Annotated in this window: 18 protein-coding genes; 13 read left to right on the plus strand and 5 right to left on the minus strand. The window is 32.3% G+C overall.

The window, feature by feature from the left end; translation table 11 throughout:
• Positions 1 to 57: 57 nt before the first annotated feature.
• Positions 58 to 1,545, minus strand: a complete 1,488-nt coding sequence (locus AAC053_RS09350) for a carboxypeptidase (protein WP_339755615.1) — start codon at positions 1,543 to 1,545, stop codon at positions 58 to 60.
• Between the two features lie 218 nt (positions 1,546 to 1,763).
• Entirely contained in the window at positions 1,764 to 2,534 is a 771-nt protein-coding gene (locus AAC053_RS09355; protein WP_339755617.1) for a TIGR02757 family protein, read from the minus strand.
• 191 nt (positions 2,535 to 2,725) lie between these two features.
• Here AAC053_RS09355 and AAC053_RS09360 point away from each other — a divergent pair, with 191 nt between their 5' ends.
• Positions 2,726 to 3,016: a hypothetical protein gene (locus AAC053_RS09360; RefSeq protein WP_339755619.1), complete on the plus strand. Its 291-nt coding sequence runs from the start codon at positions 2,726 to 2,728 to the stop codon at positions 3,014 to 3,016.
• Positions 3,017 to 3,377: 361 nt separating this feature from the next.
• On the plus strand, positions 3,378 to 4,520 hold the full coding sequence (locus AAC053_RS09365) for an acyltransferase family protein (protein WP_339755620.1): 1,143 nt from the start codon (positions 3,378 to 3,380) through the stop codon (positions 4,518 to 4,520).
• A 16-nt stretch (positions 4,521 to 4,536) separates the two neighbouring features.
• Here the strand turns inward: AAC053_RS09365 and AAC053_RS09370 are convergent, their stop codons facing one another.
• Positions 4,537 to 4,917, minus strand: coding sequence for a Rid family detoxifying hydrolase (locus AAC053_RS09370; RefSeq protein WP_339755621.1), 381 nt, complete (start codon positions 4,915 to 4,917; stop codon positions 4,537 to 4,539).
• A gap of 257 nt (positions 4,918 to 5,174) precedes the next feature.
• A complete protein-coding gene (locus tag AAC053_RS09375) occupies positions 5,175 to 7,946 on the minus strand; it encodes a putative LPS assembly protein LptD (RefSeq protein ID WP_339755623.1) in 2,772 nt (923 codons plus the stop codon).
• 111 nt (positions 7,947 to 8,057) lie between these two features.
• Here AAC053_RS09375 and AAC053_RS09380 point away from each other — a divergent pair, with 111 nt between their 5' ends.
• From AAC053_RS09380 to bshA, 11 genes are all read left to right on the plus strand, one after another.
• Positions 8,058 to 9,173 carry an N-acetylmuramoyl-L-alanine amidase gene (locus AAC053_RS09380; protein ID WP_339755625.1) on the plus strand — a complete coding sequence of 372 codons (1,116 nt, stop codon included), beginning with the start codon at positions 8,058 to 8,060 and terminating at the stop codon, positions 9,171 to 9,173.
• Between the two features lie 54 nt (positions 9,174 to 9,227).
• On the plus strand, positions 9,228 to 10,169 hold the full coding sequence (locus AAC053_RS09385; RefSeq protein ID WP_339755627.1) for an MlaD family protein: 942 nt from the start codon (positions 9,228 to 9,230) through the stop codon (positions 10,167 to 10,169).
• A 12-nt stretch (positions 10,170 to 10,181) separates the two neighbouring features.
• Entirely contained in the window at positions 10,182 to 11,498 is a 1,317-nt protein-coding gene (locus AAC053_RS09390; protein ID WP_339755629.1) for a (Fe-S)-binding protein, read from the plus strand.
• Positions 11,488 to 11,670 carry a hypothetical protein gene (locus tag AAC053_RS09395; protein ID WP_339755630.1) on the plus strand — a complete coding sequence of 61 codons (183 nt, stop codon included), beginning with the start codon at positions 11,488 to 11,490 and terminating at the stop codon, positions 11,668 to 11,670. The genes AAC053_RS09390 and AAC053_RS09395 overlap by 11 nt, the downstream gene beginning before the upstream one ends.
• A gap of 3 nt (positions 11,671 to 11,673) precedes the next feature.
• Positions 11,674 to 12,456 (plus strand): (Fe-S)-binding protein, encoded by a 783-nt coding sequence (locus tag AAC053_RS09400; RefSeq protein WP_339755632.1) that lies wholly within the window; start codon positions 11,674 to 11,676, stop codon positions 12,454 to 12,456.
• A gap of 139 nt (positions 12,457 to 12,595) precedes the next feature.
• Positions 12,596 to 13,120: a PH domain-containing protein gene (locus AAC053_RS09405; RefSeq protein ID WP_339755634.1), complete on the plus strand. Its 525-nt coding sequence runs from the start codon at positions 12,596 to 12,598 to the stop codon at positions 13,118 to 13,120.
• The gene (locus tag AAC053_RS09410; protein ID WP_339755636.1) at positions 13,107 to 14,600 is read left to right on the plus strand and encodes a PH domain-containing protein; all 1,494 of its coding nucleotides are present in this window, start codon (positions 13,107 to 13,109) and stop codon (positions 14,598 to 14,600) included. Before AAC053_RS09405 ends, AAC053_RS09410 begins: the two co-directional genes overlap by 14 nt.
• A gap of 34 nt (positions 14,601 to 14,634) precedes the next feature.
• Positions 14,635 to 15,120 carry an ABC transporter ATPase gene (locus AAC053_RS09415; protein WP_339755637.1) on the plus strand — a complete coding sequence of 162 codons (486 nt, stop codon included), beginning with the start codon at positions 14,635 to 14,637 and terminating at the stop codon, positions 15,118 to 15,120.
• A 123-nt stretch (positions 15,121 to 15,243) separates the two neighbouring features.
• On the plus strand, positions 15,244 to 16,467 hold the full coding sequence (gene serB / locus AAC053_RS09420; RefSeq protein ID WP_339755639.1) for a phosphoserine phosphatase SerB: 1,224 nt from the start codon (positions 15,244 to 15,246) through the stop codon (positions 16,465 to 16,467).
• Between the two features lie 149 nt (positions 16,468 to 16,616).
• Positions 16,617 to 19,535, plus strand: coding sequence for a glycoside hydrolase family 3 N-terminal domain-containing protein (locus AAC053_RS09425; RefSeq protein ID WP_339755640.1), 2,919 nt, complete (start codon positions 16,617 to 16,619; stop codon positions 19,533 to 19,535).
• Positions 19,536 to 19,698: 163 nt separating this feature from the next.
• On the plus strand, positions 19,699 to 20,838 hold the full coding sequence (gene bshA, locus AAC053_RS09430) for an N-acetyl-alpha-D-glucosaminyl L-malate synthase BshA (RefSeq protein ID WP_339755642.1): 1,140 nt from the start codon (positions 19,699 to 19,701) through the stop codon (positions 20,836 to 20,838).
• On the opposite strand, the gene AAC053_RS09435 is transcribed toward bshA, so the two are convergent.
• Positions 20,831 to 21,181, minus strand: coding sequence for a ribose-5-phosphate isomerase (locus tag AAC053_RS09435; protein ID WP_339755644.1), 351 nt, complete (start codon positions 21,179 to 21,181; stop codon positions 20,831 to 20,833). The two genes, bshA and AAC053_RS09435, sit on opposite strands and share 8 nt — an antisense overlap.
• Positions 21,182 to 21,327 lie beyond the last annotated feature (146 nt).

Consider the following 21,327-nt stretch of genomic DNA (forward strand, 5'->3'; position numbering starts at 1 on the left):
TCTGTTTTGGAAGCTTTTTTTATTATCCCGAACTCGTTTAAGGATTCTAGAAGCTTATTAATACTTAGCCGATTTCCCTTTAGGAAGTGAACGCTCAATAAAATCTCTTAAATCATCATTAGCTTTTATGAGGTCTTGGTTTCGTAAATACATCATGTGACCACTTCGGTAGCCTTTAAACGAAAATCGATTTTTCATCTTACCACTAGGATCTATTTGCCATTGCGAGTATTTAGCAGAAAAATAAGTTGTAGCACCATCGTAATATCCAGATTGTGTCATTACTTTTAAGTATGGGTTTTGCGCCATAGCTTGTCTTAAATTTTCTCTAGTATTATCTTTGGTGCTATCCCAATTGCCAACATTACCAAACACATTGTATTTTACATCGGTTTTAAAGCCTAATTCATTGCGAATATAATAATTGATAGCAGGAGCAAAGGAATGTAGCCAAGACGTAAGTTCTGCACTGTAATCTGGACTCGTGCCAGTTTCTACTTTATCAATACCGATATATCTAGAGTCTAGGCGACCAATGGTCTCACCAGTTTTGTCTCTAAGTAATTCTTTCCAAAAGAAATGATTTGGTACATCTAAGTTCTGTTGCAAAATCACTTTTTCAGATAAGCCAGAATAATAACTCATTTGTTTAGCAATACCTTGTTTTTCTGTGGCAGATATAAATCCTCCTTTGGCAATCGCTGGCATTAAATCATTTACTGCAAAATGCTCAGCCTCTGGTAATATTTCTAGTAAATCTTTGTTCTGAAGTGCTGTTGGTAACATCTTATGGTACCATGCTGCTGCTGTATAGTATGGCAAATTTAAACTCGATGCTAATGGTCCACCAACTCGCAATACTTTGTAATCTGCAGGTGAGACCATAATAACTCCATTAAGGTACATCCATTGACTATTCTGAAGTTCTAAAGATAATCCCATAACACGAGTACCTCCATAGCTTTCGCCAATAATATATTTAGGTGATTCCCAACGGTTATGACGTGTTGTAAAGGTGTTCATCCAACCAGCTAAATATTTTATATCTGCATTAACACCAAAGAAGAGTTTATCATCTGGCATTTTACCATCTTTATCAGCTATTTTCCGAGAGTACCCTGTATTTACAGGATTTATAAATACTATATCTGCCACATCTAATATAGAATTCGGGTTGTCCTTTACACCATAAGGCTGCACAGGATAACCTTCGTCATCTATCTTTAAAATTTTTGGCCCAGTGTAAGCAATATGCATCCAAACAGAAGCCGAACCAGGACCACCATTGAACGAATAGATAATAGGTCTGTTGTTGCCTTTACTATCGTTAGTGCGTTTGTAATAGGTGTAATATAATGAAGCAATCATTAAACCTTCATCATCCCAAACAGGTTGAAAGCCTGTTTCGGCTTTATAATTAACTTGTATGCCTTTAATGGTAACTGAGCTATTTGTTTCGTACTTTATATCTGAAGGAATATTCAAATTTTGAGAGAAGCTAATTGTACAACAAATAAAGAATAGAAGTATAAAACGAAATTTCATAATTAGAGTTTTAAGTTGGTTTTAATATAGTCATTTTATAAAAACAAATCTAAAGGTGTGAATTAAAATTAGTAAAGAGAACGCGAGTTTTGTAACTGTAATGGTTCTCTATACAATTTTCTTTATTTCTACTGCGCTCAGCCAAACAGAAAGTCATTTGAGCTCACATTTATTAACCTTAATAATTAAGGAATAAAGATAGTAAAGATGAGATGAATTTAGAAGCCTTCAAAAACTCCTAAACCAAACAAGGCAAAATCATATTTTACAGGATCTTTTGGGTCTAAGCGTCGTAAGGCTTTATCTAGCTCAGCCAAAGCTTTACCATCGTCTTGTTTGCGTTTTAGAAGTCCGAGTTTACGAGCTACATTCCCAGAATGTACATCTAAAGGGCAGCTTAATTGGGAGGGAGACAATGATTTCCAAATGCCAAAGTCCACACCATTATTGTCGTTGCGTACCATCCAACGTAGAAACATGTTAATGCGTTTAGCTGCAGAATTTTTAAGTGGATCACTAACATGCTTTTTTGTGCGCTTTAAATGTGGTACTTCAAAGAATATTTTTTTGAATTCATAAATGCTCTGTTGTAATGAATTTTTTTTTGCATGCTGAGCAAAAACTACTTCTAAACCATCATGATTTTTATAAATATGTTGCAGACTTTTAATAAACTGTATAAAATCATTGCCATTAAATGTTCTGTGTACAAATGGACTTAATTTTTCTAAATCCGAGTCTTGATGTCGCATTATAAACTCAGAAGGTGAGTGGTCTAATAACTCCATCATTTTGTTAGCGTTATTAATAATACTTTTACGATTTCCCCAGGCGATGGTAGCCGTTAAAAACCCAGCAATCTCAATATCTTCTTTTTCGGAAAACTGATGAGGTATCTGGATAGGATCACTCTCAATAAACTTTGGGTGATTGTAAAGAGTAACTTTACTATCTAGGAAATCTTTAAGTTCTGCTTTTTTGAGTTTCAAGGCTGAAATAATTTTTGAAGTAAAAATATGACAATTTTTCTTCAAAATTAAGTAGTTCTACGTATTGACATTTAACAAATTAAAAACTAACTTCGCTTACCTATGCTGTCCCAATAATTATTGAGATTGTTTCTTTAACATCATATATTTGTATTGAAGACGGACACATACCATTAAAGTTGCAACACATTATGAAAAACACTCTGATTTTACTTATAATATTTTTGATCTCAAATCAATTAGAAGCACAATTTCTTAAGAAAGAGTCAATTAATGCTCAAATTGGATACGGACTGAGTTCGCCATATAATAGTATTGATGAGATTGTGGACGACGGATTTTTTCTGCAAGGTGAATATGTATTGAGCCTTGCTTCTTGGTTTGAACTTAAACCATATGCAGGTATTATTTTAACAAGCTCTAATGGAAAAGACATCAATGATAATCCAACTGATGAGAAAGCCACATCTAAAGCCTTTTAATTGGTGGAAAAGGAAGAGTTAGGGCACCTATTCCTTGGGTTGCTCCATACATTGAAATTGGTATAGGCGCATCGATTGGTGCATTTGAAACGCTAACGGCTTTCACTAGGATAAATAAAAATGGATTTATATACCATATTCCCTTTTCTTTCGGATTAGAATTAGGACGGAATAATAGTGTTGATTTAGGTTTTACCTATTACATTCAACCAACTGTGAAACAGTATGCTGGAGCATTTGCTCTTGGAATTTCTATTCCTTTAAAAAATCAATAAAAATTATCTGTTACAACAATGATTAAAAGTATTTGTATCAAGTTTCAAGTATTTTTTTAAATTAGTAGGTCTTAAAAGACTCCAATATGGTAAAAGAAAATACAAAACCTAGAGTAGAGTGGGTAGATACTGCCAAGGCTTTAGGTATGTTCTTAGTATTCTACGGACATTTTATTAAAAATTTGTATTCTGGTGGTAATGACATAGCTTTTTTGCAACACAAATATATTTATGCTTTTCACATGCCATTATTCTTCTTTATATCTGGCTTTTATTTTAAACCAGTACAGAATTTTGGTTTAAAATTTAAGCAACTTTTTCTAAGACGATTATTACCTGTCTTTACATTTGCAATAATATCATTGCCATTGTGGCTACTATATAATTTATTGATAGACGGAAGTATGAAACTATCTACTGTGGCTGTACGATTATTAAGTTATGGTAGAGGTAATCCTCAATTAAATATTATCACTTGGTTTTTGGTATGTCTATTTATATCGGAGGTTATAATTGCTGCTATTACAACAATATTTAAGAATCGCTTAATTTTATGTTTTATAGGTTTTGTTTTTTTAATTTCTGGTGTGATAATTAGCAATAGAATAGAACAAGTCTCAGCTTTAAGTGGTATTGCAAAAAATGTTTGGTTTATCCATTCTGCTATAGTTGCTATTGGTCTTTATCTCATTGGCTATTTCGTTTATCCTTACATAAACAAACTCATTAAAATAGCGAAATGGATGTTTATTCCTTTAATGTTTTTTGGGTTTGTAGGTTTGTTTTTTACGTATAATAAAAATAGTCCGTTTATAGGATTTAATGTTAATATGATTACAGCGCAGTTTGGTAACCTTACATTATTCGTAGTATCCTCATTTTTAGGAATTCTTGGAATTATTGCTTTGTCTATAATGTTAAAATCTAACAAAATATTTGATTTTATAGGTAAAAACACACTTATACTAATAGGCTTAAATGGTATTTTTTATGCATTTATAAATAAGCATTTAGGAGCTTTATTTCTTGAAAATGGAAATTGGTGGCAAATAACATTTTACGCGCTTTTTGTATCTGTACTCTCGCTGTTAGTGTGTTATCCAATAATAAATCTTTTTAATAAGTATATTCCGCAATTACTCGGCAGACCTAAGCAAAGTGGTCCTTTACTACCCGATTTAGAAAGTTTGAATTGGAGAGCTATGTTAAGAAAAAAGCTAAACCAGTAAGCCATAAATGTATTGCTTACTTCGCCGCAATCATACTAATCTCAACATTAACAAACTTAGGTAGGTTGGCTACTTCTACAGTTTCTCTGGCTGGTGCAGTTGCTTCATTAAAGTATTGTCCGTAAACTTCGTTGATTTGCGAGAAGTTATTCATGTCACTAATAAATATAGAAGCTTTAAAAACATTTTCAAAGGTCATATCTACAGCATCTAAAACTGCCTTCATGTTTTCCATCACTTGTTTGGTTTCGGACTTTATATTGTCTAAAACTAATTCCATAGTTTCGGGATGCAAAGCAATTTGCCCAGAAGTATATAGTGTGTTTCCTACTAATACAGCTTGGTTATATGGACCAATTGGTGCAGGTGCTTTTGAAGTGTTTATTATTTTTTTCATCTTTCAGTTTCTATATAAAAGGGAATCTTATAAGAGTTAAACAAGGGTTCAAATTTAATGCATTTTTTCCATTATTTATTTTGAAACAGAGACATTACTACTGCCCTTAATATAATAATTTATTTTTTTAAAGCAATAGATTACCTTCTTGTTGGGTTACTCGTAAACACGAAAGAGTTTTGGTGTTGTAATTGCTAAAATTATGCTTTGCGATTTTTAGCTTCAAACACAAAAATTTCAAAACTTAGAAAACTAAGCTAATTTCCAAGGCTTTGATCTGGTTGACGTCGTTTGTCGTACTTTAAATCTTTAAGGATACTAGATTTTATGCCAATAAAGAAATTCCAAGAGGAACGATTACTAAATGGTATCCAAGAAAAATTCATACGCCAGCTTAATAAATCTCGCTCAAAACGTAACTGAGTATAGGTGAATCCTTTGTTTAAAAAGTCGTAACCAGAAGAAGCTCCAACACTCCAACGAGGTGATAGTTCTATATCACCCGAAAACATTAAAGAGTGCGAAGAAATCATATTATTGCGCTTAGTATTAGTATAATTTGCAGCATAAGCCAATCTAAGATTCCAAGGGATTTTATAATTATAGAACTCATTATTGTCTTCTTTATCCTTTTCGTTTTTATCCTTATCTGAGAGTCTTCTATCTGCAAAGTCTTCCGTTTTTCCAAAAAGACCATCAGTTCTACCACCAGAACGTGCTGCTTCTTGTGCTGAGGCTTTATCCTCATCAGACTCGCTGCCCGAAAAACTATCATTAGATAAGGTGTAGCCCATATTAATATTGGCTGATGTTAAACGAAATAAGCTTCCGCCGTTATTAATGTTAAAAGTATTAATCAAATTATTATTGCTATCTAGCGCATAAGGATTCAAGGTCATCCCAAAGTTGATACTCATTTTTTTGTCTAAAATTTGAGTTCCACCAGACACACGTACAGGACTCCAGTTTAGTGAATCTGCTGCAATATTATATGATGTCGAAAAGTTTAAATTATTAAGTATAAATATTTTTTCAGCTTCTGTATTTGTAGAATCTTTAGAACGAATTTTAGCTTCAATATTATTACCAACAGAAATACCTACATTACTGGAATATCGATTGCCAGGACTCCCAAATAGTGAATTCTGAAATCGGGTATATTCTACCTGGTCTGTTGTTGTACCATCAGCATCAATAATATCAAAAGTTTCGTAATACTGATCAAATGCTGGAGTAACGGAATAACTTATAGAAGGTCTTAGAACATGCCTAATCGCTTCTATTTTTGGGCTTTTTCCTTCGCTCTTAAAATTATACATCCCATACAAAGTGGTACCAATACTAGCACTTGCATTATAGGTTAAGAAACGATCAAATCCGCTTTGGTCAATGCTAACCTCTTGTTGCAGTGATTGGTCATAGAAGCGTCGAATGGTTTTGAGCGTCCAGGTTTCTTCAAAATTTGCACTTGTACTAACGCTAAAATGATTAAAAATTTTAAAATTTGTTGTTATAGGAATACTGTGTCGCATACCTGCTAATGCATCATCAAACATTTCACTTTTACCAAATAAAGAATCAGTTGTGTTGATGCGATATTCACCTCTGGTATTTAACTGAAAGTTTATATTATGAATAGCCCCTTTTTTTGTTCCTGTTTTTGGAGCAAAAGGAAAGATTCTATTCATTGTAACTTGCATTGTTGGCAAAGTTAAATTAATAGATTCAGTATTTGTATTTTGGCTATGAGTAGCTGTTAAACTTAAATTAACTTGTGGTTCTCCTTGAAAAGTCTTTGAGTAAGATACCGAAGAGGATAATGTATTATTTAAGAAATTTGATTGGTTTAGCTGATTTACAGATTGTTGATAGTATTGACTACTACCTAAGTTAACTGAAGCAGAAAATCTAGAATTAGGATTGGCTTTTGCGTCTTGATTATGCGACCATCTAATATTGTAAATTGTACTTTGACTAAAATCAGGGAATCCACGCTCGCTATTTAATAACTTTTCATATCTAAAACTTAAATTTCCTCTGAATTTATAACGTACAGCATAGTTGTTTTCTAAACGCAAACCATAACTTCCGTTTGTGTAATAATCCCCTAATACAGCCAGATCTAGATAATCATTAATCGCAAAATAGTAACCACCATTTTGAAGAAAATACCCTCTATCGTTACCTGTGTCTTCACCAAATGAAGGAAAGATAATACCTGAAGTTTGCTTATCTGTCATCGGAAAAAATGCAAATGGTAATGCAATTGGAGTTGGAACACCATAAATTTCCATATAAGTTGGCCCTACAACGACCTTTTTTCCAGGTACCAATTTCATCTTAGTGGTGATGAATTGATACTCTGGGTCTTCTTCACTTTCAGCAGTTGTAAAACGAGCATCTTTCATAAAGTATACCGAATCGTTTTCCTTTTTTGTAAGTGGAGAATACACTTTAAAACCAGATTGTTCTGTTCTAGAATTGTACACCAAAGCCTTCTTAGAATCTGTATTAAAAATAATAGAATCTGGTTCTATAACATTAGTGCCTTGTTTAAAAACAGGACGTTGAGAATAACCTGTAGAATCTTTTAACCGACCAGCATAGACTAAGTTTTTGCTATAATCAATAACAATAATGCCAGCCGTAATTTCCATGTCTTGGTAAATAACTTCGGCTTCATTATAAAGATAGATTTTTTGTTTTTTCTGGTTTATAGATACGTAATCTGTAGCTTTATAAGTCACAACATCTTTTAAGAACTCATTTTGCTTTACAGAGTCTTGTTTTGTAGAATCGATTTCCTTTGTGTTTAGTGGTCGACTTTGTAGCGAATCAATAGAAACTGTTGTAGAATCTTTTACTAGCATCGCAGGAATTGAAGTTTTCTTTTTTTGTAATTCTTGTGCGAAGCTAAACGTGTTAATAAACACTGTAAAACTCAAGGTAAAAAGTATGTGTAAGCTGTTTGTACGCAATCCTTTTAAATGTATTTTTGTAAAAGTATGGCTCGGTTTTTGAAACGCCAAAAGTACAGTTATTTTTTTGTGATTAATTTATTAATACAATAAAGTTAAAAAATACTGTTTTAACTAATAAAGACGTGTAATAATACGAGCTTATAAACCGTTAAATTAAATATGCAAACGAAGCACAACTATATAATAGTATTCTTAGTCTTTACATTTATCACTTCTTTAACATCCTTAGAGCCTTTACACGCACAAGATGATAGGTTTGTCGTGGTTTTAGATGCTGGTCATGGTGGAGGAGATTCTGGTAATATTGGTAATGGTTATCGAGAAAAGAATATTGCTCTTAAAGTTACACTACAAGTAGGCAACGCCTTAGAAAAAAATCCTAACATAAAAGTTATTTATACTCGAAAAACAGATGTCTTTATTCCACTGCACAAACGTGCTACAATAGCCAATAAAGCAGATGCAGATTTATTTGTATCTATACATTGTAATGCTCATGGATCACAGGCCAGTGGTACTGAAACTTGGGTTTTAGGAGAAAGAAACATGGCAAGAAATTTTGAGGTGGCTAAACGAGAAAATGAAGTGATTTTTTTAGAAGATAATTATGAAGAAAACTACGCAGGTTTCGACCCAAGTTCGCCAGAATCTACTATAGCTATTGGTATTGAGCAAGAAGTGTATGTCGAGCAAAGTATAATTTTAGCACGAAAAATTGAAGATAACTTTATTAAAAAGGCAAAACGTAAGAGTAGAGGTTTAAAACAAGAAAGTTTACTTGTTATTAGAAATACTTACATGCCTAGTATTTTAGTTGAACTTGGTTTTTTAACTAATAAAAAAGAGGGTGCTTATCTTAATACTAAAAAAGGACAATCAAAAATGGCGAGTGCAATAAAAGAAGCTATTATTGATTATAAAAAAGAATTAGACCAAAACATAGGTAGTTATATTTTGGGTGTAGATAATGATACTAAATCAATTGAAGTAGAAGAGCCAATAGTTATAAAAGGCGTTACGTTTAAAGTACAAATTGCGGCAAGCTCAAAAGCACTTGCGCCAAAAGCCTATAATTTTAAGGGTTTATCCGGAATTTCTAGAGCTAAAATTGGCAAAATATACAAGTACTTTAGTGGCAATACTTCTGATTACACTAAAGTGAAAAAACTTCAAAATGAGGCAAAATCTAAAGGCTATAAAGATGCTTTTATAGTAGCTTATAAAAATGGAAATAAAATTGATGTATCTGATGCTTTAAAATCTGCTAGTAATTAGAATCATTATTCATATATTTATTCCTAATTTTGTTTCCAATCAAAGTAAAGCCCATTGAAAATTTCAAGAGAAATTAAAACAGCAATATTAGTATTATCTGGCATTGCTCTTTTTATATATTTATTTTCATACTTAAAAGGTGAAGATTTATTTACCACGACTCATACATATTATACTGAGTTTGATTATAATGCATTAAGCGCATCGTCTCCTGTAACTGTTAAAGGTAATAGTATTGGTAAAATTGAAGAGATTAAATACGATTTCGATTCGGGTAAAACACGGGTGGCATTTTCTGTTAATCCTAAATTTAAATTTTCTAAAAACTCTAAAATTAGACTATACCAAATAGGTTTAATAGGTGGTAATGCTTTAGCTATTGTAGATGCTAATGATGGTGTCATAGCGCAACCAGGAGATTTTATTATTTCAGAAATTAAAAAAGGCTTAATGTCTACTTTAGAAAGTGATTTACCCAATGTTACAGCAGGTTTAGATGGTACATTGCGGTCTGCAGACACATTGGTTAATAGTTTAAATGATCTGGTAATTGATGAGACGGATTTAGGCTTAAAAAGCACTATTGCAGAGTTAAATTCAACATTAAAGTCGTTTAAGAGTTTATCTAATTCTATTCAAAAAGTAGTTATTAAAAATGACCAAAAAATTGCATCTATCCTCAATAATTTTGATAAAACAAGTAAGAATTTAAATGATTTATCCGCGGAATTAAAAGGAGCAGGATTGTCTAATACAATTACCAATTTAAATAATACTCTAGTAATCATGCAGAAACTGTTAGCTAGTATAGATAATGGTAAAGGTACTATTGGCAAACTTTTAAAGGATGATAATCTTTACAAAAACTTAGAAGGCGCTTCTAAAGAAATGGAACTATTACTTTTAGATATAAAACTACATCCTGCAAGATATAGACGTATCTTATCTAAAAAAGAGATTCCATACCAAGCACCAACCGAAGACCAAAAGAATTAGACTATTTCACCTATGGAATACTTACCAAATATAATTTTTGCCATTATACTAATAATAGGTATTGGCTATTTTTCTAGAAATATTATGAAAATAATTCGTAATATTAAATTAGGACAGAAAGTTGACGCTAGTGATAATAAATCGCAACGTTGGTCTAACATGGCACGTATTGCTCTTGGGCAAAGTAAAATGGTAAAACGACCAGTAGCTGGTTTTCTTCATGTTGTAGTTTACGTTGGTTTTATAATTATTAATATAGAGGTCTTAGAAATTATTATTGACGGTCTCTTTGGAACCCATCGTATAGGTGCAGAATATTTACCAAGCTCTCTTTATGGCTTTTTAATTGGGTCGTTTGAGGTTTTAGCGGTTTTAGTTTTAATGTCAGTAATCGTATTCTGGATACGTAGAAATGTCATTAAATTAAAACGTTTCTTAAGTTCAGAAATGAAAGGTTGGCCGAAAAGTGATGGTAATATTATCCTTTATTTTGAAGTTGTTTTAATGTGTTTATTCTTAGTAATGAATGCAACAGATTCTGTATTTCAATTCTCGGGTTCTGGTAATGTTGTTTCTCAATTTTTAACACCTTGGTTCGAAGGTCTTTCTCAAGGAACACTTCATACTATTGAGCGTACAGCTTGGTGGCTACATATTGTAGGAATTCTAGTTTTCTTGAATTATTTATATTTTTCTAAGCATTTACATATCCTTTTAGCATTTCCAAACACGTATTTTGGAAGTGTTGAAGCAAAAGGAAAATTTAATAACCTAGAAGCTGTAACTAATGAAGTAAAGCTAATGATGGATCCAGATACTGATCCATTTGCAACACCAGAAGAAGGTGCAGACGATGAAGCTCCTGCCAAATTTGGAGCTAGTGATGTTATGGATTTAAACAGAATTCAATTACTTAACGCATACACTTGTACAGAGTGTGGTCGTTGTACATCGGCTTGTCCTGCTAATCTAACTGGTAAAAAGTTATCTCCTCGTAAAATTATGATGGACACGAGAGATCGTTTGGAAGAAGTTGGAAAAATTATAGATGCTAATAATGGTGAGTTTAAAGATGATGGAAAACAGCTTTTAGGCGATTATATTACAAACGAAGAATTATGGGCTTGTACGACTTGTAATGCTTGTGTAGAGGAATGTCCTGTAAGTATTAACCCATTATCAATTATACTTGAGATGCGTCGTTATTTGGTGATGGAACAAAGCGCTGCTCCTATGGAAATAAATAATATGATGACCAATATAGAAAACAATGGTGCACCTTGGCCTTATAACCAAATGGATCGTCTAAATTGGAAAGATGAAAACTAGAAAGAAAATTGTAATTGTTGGTGTAGTTCTAATCATATTAGGAATGATACTAATGGGTTTATTAAAAGACAATGAATATGGTCACCTTATTGGAGGTTTGGTTGTTGGAGCTGGTGGTGGTTGTCTGTCAGTTCTATTTTCTCCAAAAACGGATAAGCCAAAAATACTATAAGAAATGAGCGAGCAACTTAAAGTGCGAACAATGGCAGAGTTTATGGCAGAAAGCAAACAACCCGAAATTTTGTTTTGGGTAGGTTCTGCTGGGAGTTATGATGATAGAGCGAAAAAAATAACTAAAGCTTTTGTGAAAATACTAAACAAGGCAAATGTAGATTTTGCTGTTTTAGGGACTGAAGAAAGTAATACAGGAGATGTTGCCAAACGTGCAGGTAATGAGTTCTTATTTCAGATGCAAGCGGTAATGAATATAGAAGTTCTTAATGCTTACAACATAAAGCGAATAGTAACTTGCGATCCGCATTCGTTTAATTGTTTAAAGAATGAATATCCGAGTTTAGGTGGTAATTATGATGTTATTCACCATACGCAATATATAGAGGAATTAATGAATTCTGGTCGTTTAACCGTCCAAGGTAATACCTATAAAGGTAAGCGTATTACGTTTCATGACCCTTGCTACTTAGGAAGAGCTAATAGTGTTTATGATGCTCCAAGAGATGTTCTAAATAAAACCAATGCTACTTTGGTAGAAATGAAGCGACATAAAGGTACTGCGTTGTGTTGTGGTGCAGGTGGAGCACAAATGTTTAAGGATGCAGAGCCAGGAAATATGGAAATCAATGTCCTTAGAACTGAAGATGCTATAGAAACAAAACCAGAAATTATTGCTACAGGTTGTCCGTATTGTAATACCATGATGACAGACGGAGTGAAATTTAAAGAAAAAGAAAGTGAAATTTTGGTTATGGATATTGCCGAATTAATTGCAACGGCATAACACGTATTAATGAAACCTTAGACAAAAAGAATAGGCATTGCTGCGCTAAAAAATGATGAGCTGAGTTGGTGTTTTTCCCCACTTTGTTTTTTGTAACAACAGGAAGAACGAGAACATATTATTTTTTAAATAAAAAGAAATGATGCCTTTTACAAATAATCAAATAGATATCGCAATGCTTCCTAAGGTAGAAGATGTAATCCTAGAATCTATTTCTCCAAAATATTTTCGAATTTTAATTTTTAACACGGTAATTTTATATGCTTTATTTATTGCCAGTATTACTATCTTAAGCACTTTTGTTGATTCAGACAGCTTTTTGAGTCATGTGTTTTGGTATTTAACTTCAATTTTAATAATTTCATGCCTTATCCAAATCTTTATATATAAACTTGGTTTTAAAAAAAGAAAATATGCACTTAGAGAGCAGGATATTATTTACTCACACGGCTTCTTTAATAACGAAACAACAACGCTTCCTTTTAACCGAATTCAACATATAGAAATTTCTAGAACATTTATCGAGAGAAAAATAGGGCTTTCTACTTTAAAAATATTCTCGGCAGGAGAATCGGGTGGTGATATATCAATAAAAGGTTTGCCTAGATCTATAGCTGATGCACAGTATGCCTTTTTAACAAAGATTTTGAATGACCGCCTTTAATTTTGAGACTCCTTCGCGACAATCTGCAAAAGGTATTGTTGTCATACTTGGTGTTGGTATTTATAAACTTGTAAAAGCGACCATTATCCTTATTGTTGCATTTTTATTTAAGTATTTTCAAAGTAAAAAATCAATTGATTTTACACACCCAGTAGTTATAGCTTCCTTTATTGGCCTACTTTTCATATTTCTTTTACTTGCCATATTAAGATATAGAAACTTTAAATTTCATGTTAATGAAGAGTATTTTATTCTAAAAAAGGGAGTTATTAATAAAGAAGAAGTCTCTGTTGCCAAAGGAAAAATTCAGAATGTTTATATTAAACAGAACGTTTTACAGCAATTAATAAACGTAGTGTCATTAGCTATTGAAACAGCTGGTGATGATAAAACAGAAATAGAGATTACAGCTTTGTCTCGTGCTAAAGCGAATGCGTTAAAGGAATTGTTACTTTCTGGTGACAAATCTAATTTTGAAGACAACAAAATTGAAACTGTTGATCCTATATTTTTTAAGGCGTCTTTTAAGCGCATACTTCTTGAGGGAATTAGTGAGAATCATTTAAAAAGCTTTGTTTTAGTATTTGGCTTTATTGTAGGTGTTTATAACGATCTAAAAGAATTTATCGAGCAATTGAGTATTAGTAAAGAATTCAGTAGCTGGTTTAGTTTGGATAGTGAATCATTTATCAGTTTGTTAGTATTTAATTTATCAATAGTTGTTCTATTATTGGTTTTATCTTTTATGCTTTCATTAGTTAGGGTTTTAATACAAAATTTCAATTTAACGGTAACAAGAAGTGAGAAAGGTCTAGAGATTTCTAAGGGACTGTTTAATAAAATTAATTTAGGTTTAATAGCGTCAAGAATTCAAACGACAACAGTATCTACAAATCGATTGAAAGGGGTAATGGGTTTATATCAGCTTGCTTTTACACAAGCTATGGTGAACAAGAAGCAGCGAAAAAAGTTTAATATTATTGGATTGAGTAAAGCTCAAATTAATGAACTTTTAAATCAGTTTTACCCAGAAGTATTATCTAATAATACAGCAAATAAACCAGATATGTATTTTGTATATAGAGTTGTATTCTTAAGCATCATACCTATAATTCTTATTAATATTGGTTTTGTGTTTTTACCCAAATTATTTTTTTTCTTGAATATTCCAATACTTGGATTTATTGGGTTGAGCATTTATTTTGCTTATAAGAAAAAGTATTATAGTATTGATGATCACTATATAATAGTTGGTGGTGGAGGGCTTATTGATAAGACTACGAGTTATTTAGAAACATCAAAGATCCAGGCTGTATCAATAAATCAAACTATTTTTCAGAAACGGAGAGGTTTAGCATCTGTAAAAGTCTTTTCTGCATCAAAATCATTGGTTATTCCACATATTGTGATGACAAGTGCACAAGACATAAAAAACTATTTATTATATAAAGTAGAATCAGAGGATAAAGATTGGATGTAAATCTTTATTTTTGTCATTGACAATTAATACAAATATGCTAGTAGATTTTGATACTTTACCCGAAGAATCCAGAGTTTGGATTTATCAAGCTAATCGTTCTTTCTCTGAAAATGAAATTTCACAATTAGAAGATCAACTCAATACTTTTATTGAAGCTTGGACAGCACACGGAAAAGATCTACAAGCAGGTTACAAGATTGTTTATAAGCGATTTATAGTGATTTCTTTAAATCAAAACTTAAATAATGCTACTGGCTGCTCTATTGATGCTTCTGTAAATTTTATTCAACAATTAGAAAAGCAATACAACGTGGATTTAATGGATAAGATGAACGTTTCTTACAAACAAGGGGAATTTATTGCACATAAGACGTTGTTAGACTTTAAGAAAATGGCAAAGGATAAAGCAGTTTCTAAGAATACAATTGTCTTTAATAATCTAGTCACCAATATTGCAGAATTTAATGAAAACTGGGAAGTGCCAGCAAGTGAAAGTTGGCATAGTAGGTTTTTAAGCTAATATCTAAATTTTACGGATTTAATAATTTTTGCAAGGATTATTAAATAATTCTCAATCCAAAAAACTTTCATATTTCAAATAGAATAATGATTTTTACAGTTGTTTGATTGTAAAACCAATAATGTGGCTACAGACATTTTTTTATTAAATATTTCGGGTCAAGATAAACCAGGATTAACTTCTAGTCTAACAAGCGTATTGGCAGAGTATGATGCCAAAGTCCTAGATATAGGGCAAGCAAATATTCATGATACTTTGTCTCTTGGGATTTTATTTGAAATTGAGTCAGGAAAAAAATCAGCTTCCGTTTTAAAAGATTTACTATTTAAGGCTTATGAGCTTGGTATTACTGCGAAATTTTCACCTATTGCGTTAGGTGATTATGAAAAATGGGTTGGTCTCCAAGGAAAAGATCGCTATATCATTACGATTTTAGGTGAGCGATTAACCGCTGAACAGATATCTGAGGTCACTAAAATAATATCAGAAAAGAACTTAAATATAGACTCTATTAAAAGATTAACAGGTCGTACTTCACTTGTAAAAAAAGAAGAATACCCAAGAGCTTCAATTCAGTTGTCAATTCGAGGAAAGCTAGGTGATAAATCAGATTTCACAAAAAAAATCATGAAAATATCTAGAGATTTAGATGTAGATATCGCTTTTCAAGAAGATAATATTTTTAGAAGAAATAGACGTTTGGTTTGTTTCGATATGGACTCTACATTAATTCAAACTGAAGTTATTGATGAGTTAGCTATGTTAGCAGGCGTAGGTAACGAAGTTAAAGCAATTACAGAATCTGCAATGCAAGGTGAAATAAATTTCAAGGAAAGCTTTGTAAGACGAATGAAACTTTTAAAAGGTTTGAGTGAAGATGTTCTCCATGAGGTAGCAGTAAATTTACCTATTACCAAAGGAGCGAAAAGACTTATTGATACATTACATACTTACGGATTTAAAACGGCTATTTTATCTGGTGGATTTACATATTTTGGACATTACTTACAAGAAAAATTAGATATAGATTATGTCTATGCCAACCAACTAGAAATTAAAGATGGTCTTTTAACTGGTGGCTATCTTGGTGAAATAGTAGATGGAAATAAAAAGGCAGAGTATCTAAAATTACTAGCAAGTAATATGGAAATAGACATTAGTCAAACTATTGCAGTTGGTGATGGTGCTAATGATTTGCAAATGCTAAATTTAGCTGGTTTAGGTATTGCTTTTCATGCCAAACCAAAAGTAAAAGATAATGCACAAAGTTCCATTTCTAGTATAGGATTAGATGGAGTATTATACTTATTAGGTTATCACGACCGTCATATCGATTTACTAGAGTAGCTCATTACCTGTTAATTAAGCGTTTATAAAAGTATCATAAAGTCTTTTTACTTCGTATTAAATATGCTAATTTGGCACAGTATTCGTTATACCAAATTGGTTTTAAAATTTGTTGGTGTAATAAACCTATATACGATAAAAGATTGTCCATGCGTTACTTTGCCCTTATTCTTACATCCTTTTGTGTTCAGATTAATTTAGCACAAGATGTAGTTAACAACCCTTTGCTTTCAGAAGACCCTATTCAGCAGCAAAAGTGGGTTGATAGCCTATATAATTCTATGTCTATAAATGAGCGCATAGGTCAGCTTTATATGGTTCAGGTTATGTCTGAAAATAGTGATAAGGTGAATAATAAAGTTGTTAATCTTATAAAGAATCAGCATATCGGAGGTGTTATATATTCTAATGGTGGTCCTTACAGACAAGCAAAACTAAATAACAAGTTACAGGCAGCTTCAAAAATACCACTTTTAATAGGAATGGATGCAGAATGGGGTTTAAGCATGCGTTTAGACTCTACTTATGCTTTTCCTTGGAATATGACACTTGGCGCTATTACTGATAACGATCTTGTTGAACAGGTAGGACGACAAATAGGAGAGCATAGTAAACGCCTTGGAGTACACTTTAATTTTGCACCTGTTGTAGATATTAATACAAATCCAAAGAATCCAATTATTGGGAACCGTTCTTTTGGTGAGGATAGAGATAATGTTACTGAAAAAGGCTTAGCATTTATGAAAGGCATGCAAAGTACTGGTACTTTAGCTAACGCAAAACATTTTCCTGGTCATGGAGATACTTCAGATGATTCTCATTACAAATTACCAACCATTAATTTTACTAAAAAGCGCATAGATTCTATAGAGTTATATCCGTATAAAAAACTTATTAAAGAAGGCTTATCTAGTGTAATGGTAGCGCACTTAAATGTACCAAGCTTAGAACGAAAATCGGGTTTACCATCATCACTATCCAAGCATATTGTTACGAATATTTTAAAAGATTCATTAGGTTTTAGTGGTTTAATATTTACAGATGCCTTAACGATGAAAGGAGCTGCTAATTTTAGTGAAACAGGTGCTATTGACTTAGCTGCTTTTAAAGCAGGTAATGATGTACTATTAATGTCTGAAAATGTAGCTATCGGCACAAAAAAAATTCTCGAAGCATACAATAAAGGTGATGTTTCTGAAGAGCGTTTAGCACATTCTGTAAAGAAAATATTAATGGCAAAGTACAAAGTAGGTTTGTATGATTATTCTCCAGTTGGAATGTATAATCTAGGAAAAGACTTAAATAGATTAAAGGATGATTTGCTGTATGAAACCCTTATGGAAAGCGCAATCACTGTGGTAAAAAACACAAATTCATTATTGCCACTACGCGATTTAGAAACAAAAAAAGTAGCTTATATAGCCTTAGGTGAAGTTAGTGGTTCTGTGTTTTTGAATGAATTAAAAAAATACACCAAAGTACATGAGATTAAAGCAGACAAACTAGATGGTGTTATAGCGAAACTTCAAAACTATAACACGGTAGTAATTGGGTTTCATAAATCTAACGATAATCCGTGGGTGAAATTTAAGTTTTCACAGAAAGAAATGGCTTGGCTCTACGAAATAGCAAGAACAAACACAGTCATTTTAGACGTATTTGCAAGACCTTATGCTTTAAATGATTTACTGTCTGTGGATAATATTGAAGGCATCGTAATGAGTTATCAAAATAGTAAAATAGCTCAAGAGAAATCTGCACAACTTATTTTTGGTGCAATAGGAGCTAAAGGAAAATTACCTGTTAGTACGGGTGAATTTTTTCCTGTCGGAACAGGTGAAATTTATAACGCTATATCGAGTCTGAGTTATGGATTACCAGAACGTGTTGGTATGGATTCAGAATTATTGAACAGAATTGATTCTGTCGCCAATCATGCAGTAAAGAATAGAATGACACCAGGAATACAATTATTGGTCGCTCGAAAAGGAAAAGTGATATACAATAAGAATTTCGGTTACCACACGTATTCTAAAAAAAACAAAGTAGATTTTGATGATATGTATGACGTCGCATCATTGACAAAAATATTAGCGACACTACCAGTATTAATGGAGTTAGAGGAAAAAGGTTCAGTGTCTCTAGATTCTAAACTAAGCTCTATAATACCAGAATATAAAAAAACAAATAAAAAGAATATTACGCTCAAAAAGATGTTGTCTCATTATGCGCAACTAAAACCTTGGATTCCGTTCTACTACGCAACTTTAGATACTGTTACTAAAAAACCGAGCCCTAAATATTATAGAAAAAAAAGAGCAAAAGGATTTGATGTAGAAGTGACCAATACACTTTTTATGCGTAATGATTACAAAGATTCTATACAAGAGATTATAAAAGAAAGTGAGTTGCTTTCGAGATTGCGCTATCGATACAGCGATTTACCATATTACATTCTTAAAAATTATCTTGAAGGCTTTTACGATAAATCACTACACGAAATAACCCAAGATCGTTTTTATAAATCTTTAGGTGCTAATTACACAACTTATAATCCTAGAAAGAAATTTAGCTTAAAAGATATTGTACCTACCGAAATAGATAGCTACTATCGTTACAAAAAAGTACATGGTTACGTGCATGATATGGGAGCTGCTATGCAAGGTGGTATAGGAGGCCATGCAGGTGTTTTTAGTAATGCCAATGATGTTGCTAAAATAATGCAGATGTATTTGCAGAAAGGATTCTATGGAGGAAAGCGTTATTTTAAAAATGAAACCGTAGATAAGTTTAATAAATGTTACTATTGCCATGCTGATAACAGACGAGGTATCGGATTTGACAAGCCACAACTAGGTGATGAAGGGCCAACTTGTGGCTGTATTTCTATGACTAGTTTTGGACATTCTGGTTTTACTGGTACATACGCATGGGCAGATCCTGAACAAGAAATAGTATATATTTTTTTAGCTAATAGAACGTATCCTGAAGCTGGAAAAAATTTATTACTTCGCGAAAATATTAGAACTGAAATTCAGCGTTTAATCTACGAAGCAATTATAGAGTAATTTAATTAATTATAGTTGTAAGTTTCTTGAACAACTTAAGACATAATTTACGGCGAACTTTAAGTACATTATAACATAAGTTAAAAAGCACTTAAAGTTGAAAATCGATTCAGTAAAATATCTAACTTTAGACTCTCAAAATATAAGGCACATATAACTCAGTATGAAAATAGGAATTGTTTGTTATCCAACATTTGGTGGTAGTGGAGTAGTCGCTACAGAATTAGGTTTAGAGCTCTCTAAAAGAGGGCATGAGATTCACTTCATAACCTATAGCCAACCTGTTCGTTTAGAATTGTTAAGTAACAATGTTCATTTTCACGAAGTTCACGTACCAGAATATCCTCTATTTCATTACCAGCCTTATGAGTTGGCACTATCTAGCAAATTGGTAGATATGGTGAAGCTTTATGGTATTCAGCTATTGCATGTACACTACGCGATTCCACATGCTTATGCAGCATATATGGCACAGCAGATGCTTTTAGACGAGGGCATACTTGTACCTATTGTAACAACCTTACATGGTACAGATATTACTTTAGTGGGTAGTCATCCATTTTATAAACCAGCAGTAACCTTTAGTATTAATAAATCTGATGCTGTAACTTCTGTGTCAGCAAGTTTAAAGAAGGATACGATCCGTCTGTTTAATATTAAAAAAGACATTTATGTGGTACCAAATTTTATAGACTTAGAAAAACATTTGCATAGCTTTACAGACTGTCAACGAGAAATGATGGCAGATGATGGTGAACGTATTATAACACACATTAGTAACTTTAGAGAAGTAAAACAAATACCAGATGTGATTAAGATATTCTATAATATTCAAAAAGAATTGCCAGCAAAATTAATGATGGTAGGAGAAGGGCCAGAGAAGGAAGCAGCAGAGCTTATGGTCGAAGAACTAGGGATTTCTGACCGTGTTATTTTCTTCGGAAATAGTAATGAAATAGATAGAATTTTATGTTTTAGCGATTTGTTTTTATTACCATCACAAACCGAAAGTTTTGGTCTAGCAGCACTAGAAGCTATGGCGAGTAGTGTTCCTGTGATTTCTACCAATACTGGTGGATTACCAGAAGTAAATGAAGATGGTTATTCGGGTTATTTAAGTGAGGTGAATGCTATTGAAGACATGACTAAGAATGCCATTAAAATCTTAAAAGATAGTAATACACTAAATCAATTTAAGGTAAATGCTAAAACACAATCTCAAAAATTCGACTTGCATAATATTGTACCAATGTATGAAAACATATATAAAAAAACCTTAAAAGAGTTTTTGTTAGTTAATTAGACCAAACAGCATAGCGCTCTCTGCGTAATTCTAAAGTAATTTGCTTTTCGGCAATAAGAGCTTCATTTCTGGTAAAAAATGGATCAATATGAGTATAGAGACTTGGACGTAAATACATACCGTATTTTTCTACAATATTTGATGAAATTTTATAACCTTTTTTGTTTCTATATCCTGTTTTATGCTGTAGAAAACGTTCTTTAGGTGTTTTACTAGTCATTCCAACATACAAGCATTGGTGTACACCATTAAACTGAGGGTTAGCTGCTCTAAACTTTGTGTTTTCGGTATAAACACGTTTAGATAATTCAACAACATAGATACGATAAAGAACTTTAGACATGCTATAACTTGTTTTGAGTAGTCTTTTTTTTTCTTGGGCTGAGAGGTTTAGGGTTAAAACTATTAATGTTAATGAGAAATATTTTTTTATAATTTTTTATTGGTCTCAAATTTAGTTAAAACTATGCACTTTAGTGCATCTCGCTT

The sequence above is a fragment of the uncultured Winogradskyella sp. genome (assembly GCF_963975125.1).
Classification (GTDB): Bacteria; Bacteroidota; Bacteroidia; order Flavobacteriales; family Flavobacteriaceae; genus Winogradskyella.

Excerpts from the sequence above, each read along its gene's own strand:
- AAC053_RS09350 (WP_339755615.1), bottom strand. The coding sequence starts at position 1,545 with ATGAAATTTCGTTTTATACTTCTATTCTTTATTTGTTGTACAATTAGC.
- AAC053_RS09360 (WP_339755619.1), top strand. The coding sequence starts at position 2,726 with ATGAAAAACACTCTGATTTTACTTATAATATTTTTGATCTCAAATCAA.
- AAC053_RS09365 (WP_339755620.1), top strand. The coding sequence starts at position 3,378 with ATGGTAAAAGAAAATACAAAACCTAGAGTAGAGTGGGTAGATACTGCC.
- AAC053_RS09370 (WP_339755621.1), bottom strand. The coding sequence starts at position 4,917 with ATGAAAAAAATAATAAACACTTCAAAAGCACCTGCACCAATTGGTCCA.
- AAC053_RS09380 (WP_339755625.1), top strand. The coding sequence starts at position 8,058 with ATGCAAACGAAGCACAACTATATAATAGTATTCTTAGTCTTTACATTT.
- AAC053_RS09390 (WP_339755629.1), top strand. The coding sequence starts at position 10,182 with ATGGAATACTTACCAAATATAATTTTTGCCATTATACTAATAATAGGT.
- AAC053_RS09395 (WP_339755630.1), top strand. The coding sequence starts at position 11,488 with ATGAAAACTAGAAAGAAAATTGTAATTGTTGGTGTAGTTCTAATCATA.
- AAC053_RS09400 (WP_339755632.1), top strand. The coding sequence starts at position 11,674 with ATGAGCGAGCAACTTAAAGTGCGAACAATGGCAGAGTTTATGGCAGAA.
- AAC053_RS09405 (WP_339755634.1), top strand. The coding sequence starts at position 12,596 with ATGATGCCTTTTACAAATAATCAAATAGATATCGCAATGCTTCCTAAG.
- AAC053_RS09410 (WP_339755636.1), top strand. The coding sequence starts at position 13,107 with ATGACCGCCTTTAATTTTGAGACTCCTTCGCGACAATCTGCAAAAGGT.
- AAC053_RS09415 (WP_339755637.1), top strand. The coding sequence starts at position 14,635 with ATGCTAGTAGATTTTGATACTTTACCCGAAGAATCCAGAGTTTGGATT.
- AAC053_RS09425 (WP_339755640.1), top strand. The coding sequence starts at position 16,617 with ATGCGTTACTTTGCCCTTATTCTTACATCCTTTTGTGTTCAGATTAAT.
- bshA (WP_339755642.1), top strand. The coding sequence starts at position 19,699 with ATGAAAATAGGAATTGTTTGTTATCCAACATTTGGTGGTAGTGGAGTA.
- AAC053_RS09435 (WP_339755644.1), bottom strand. The coding sequence starts at position 21,181 with ATGTCTAAAGTTCTTTATCGTATCTATGTTGTTGAATTATCTAAACGT.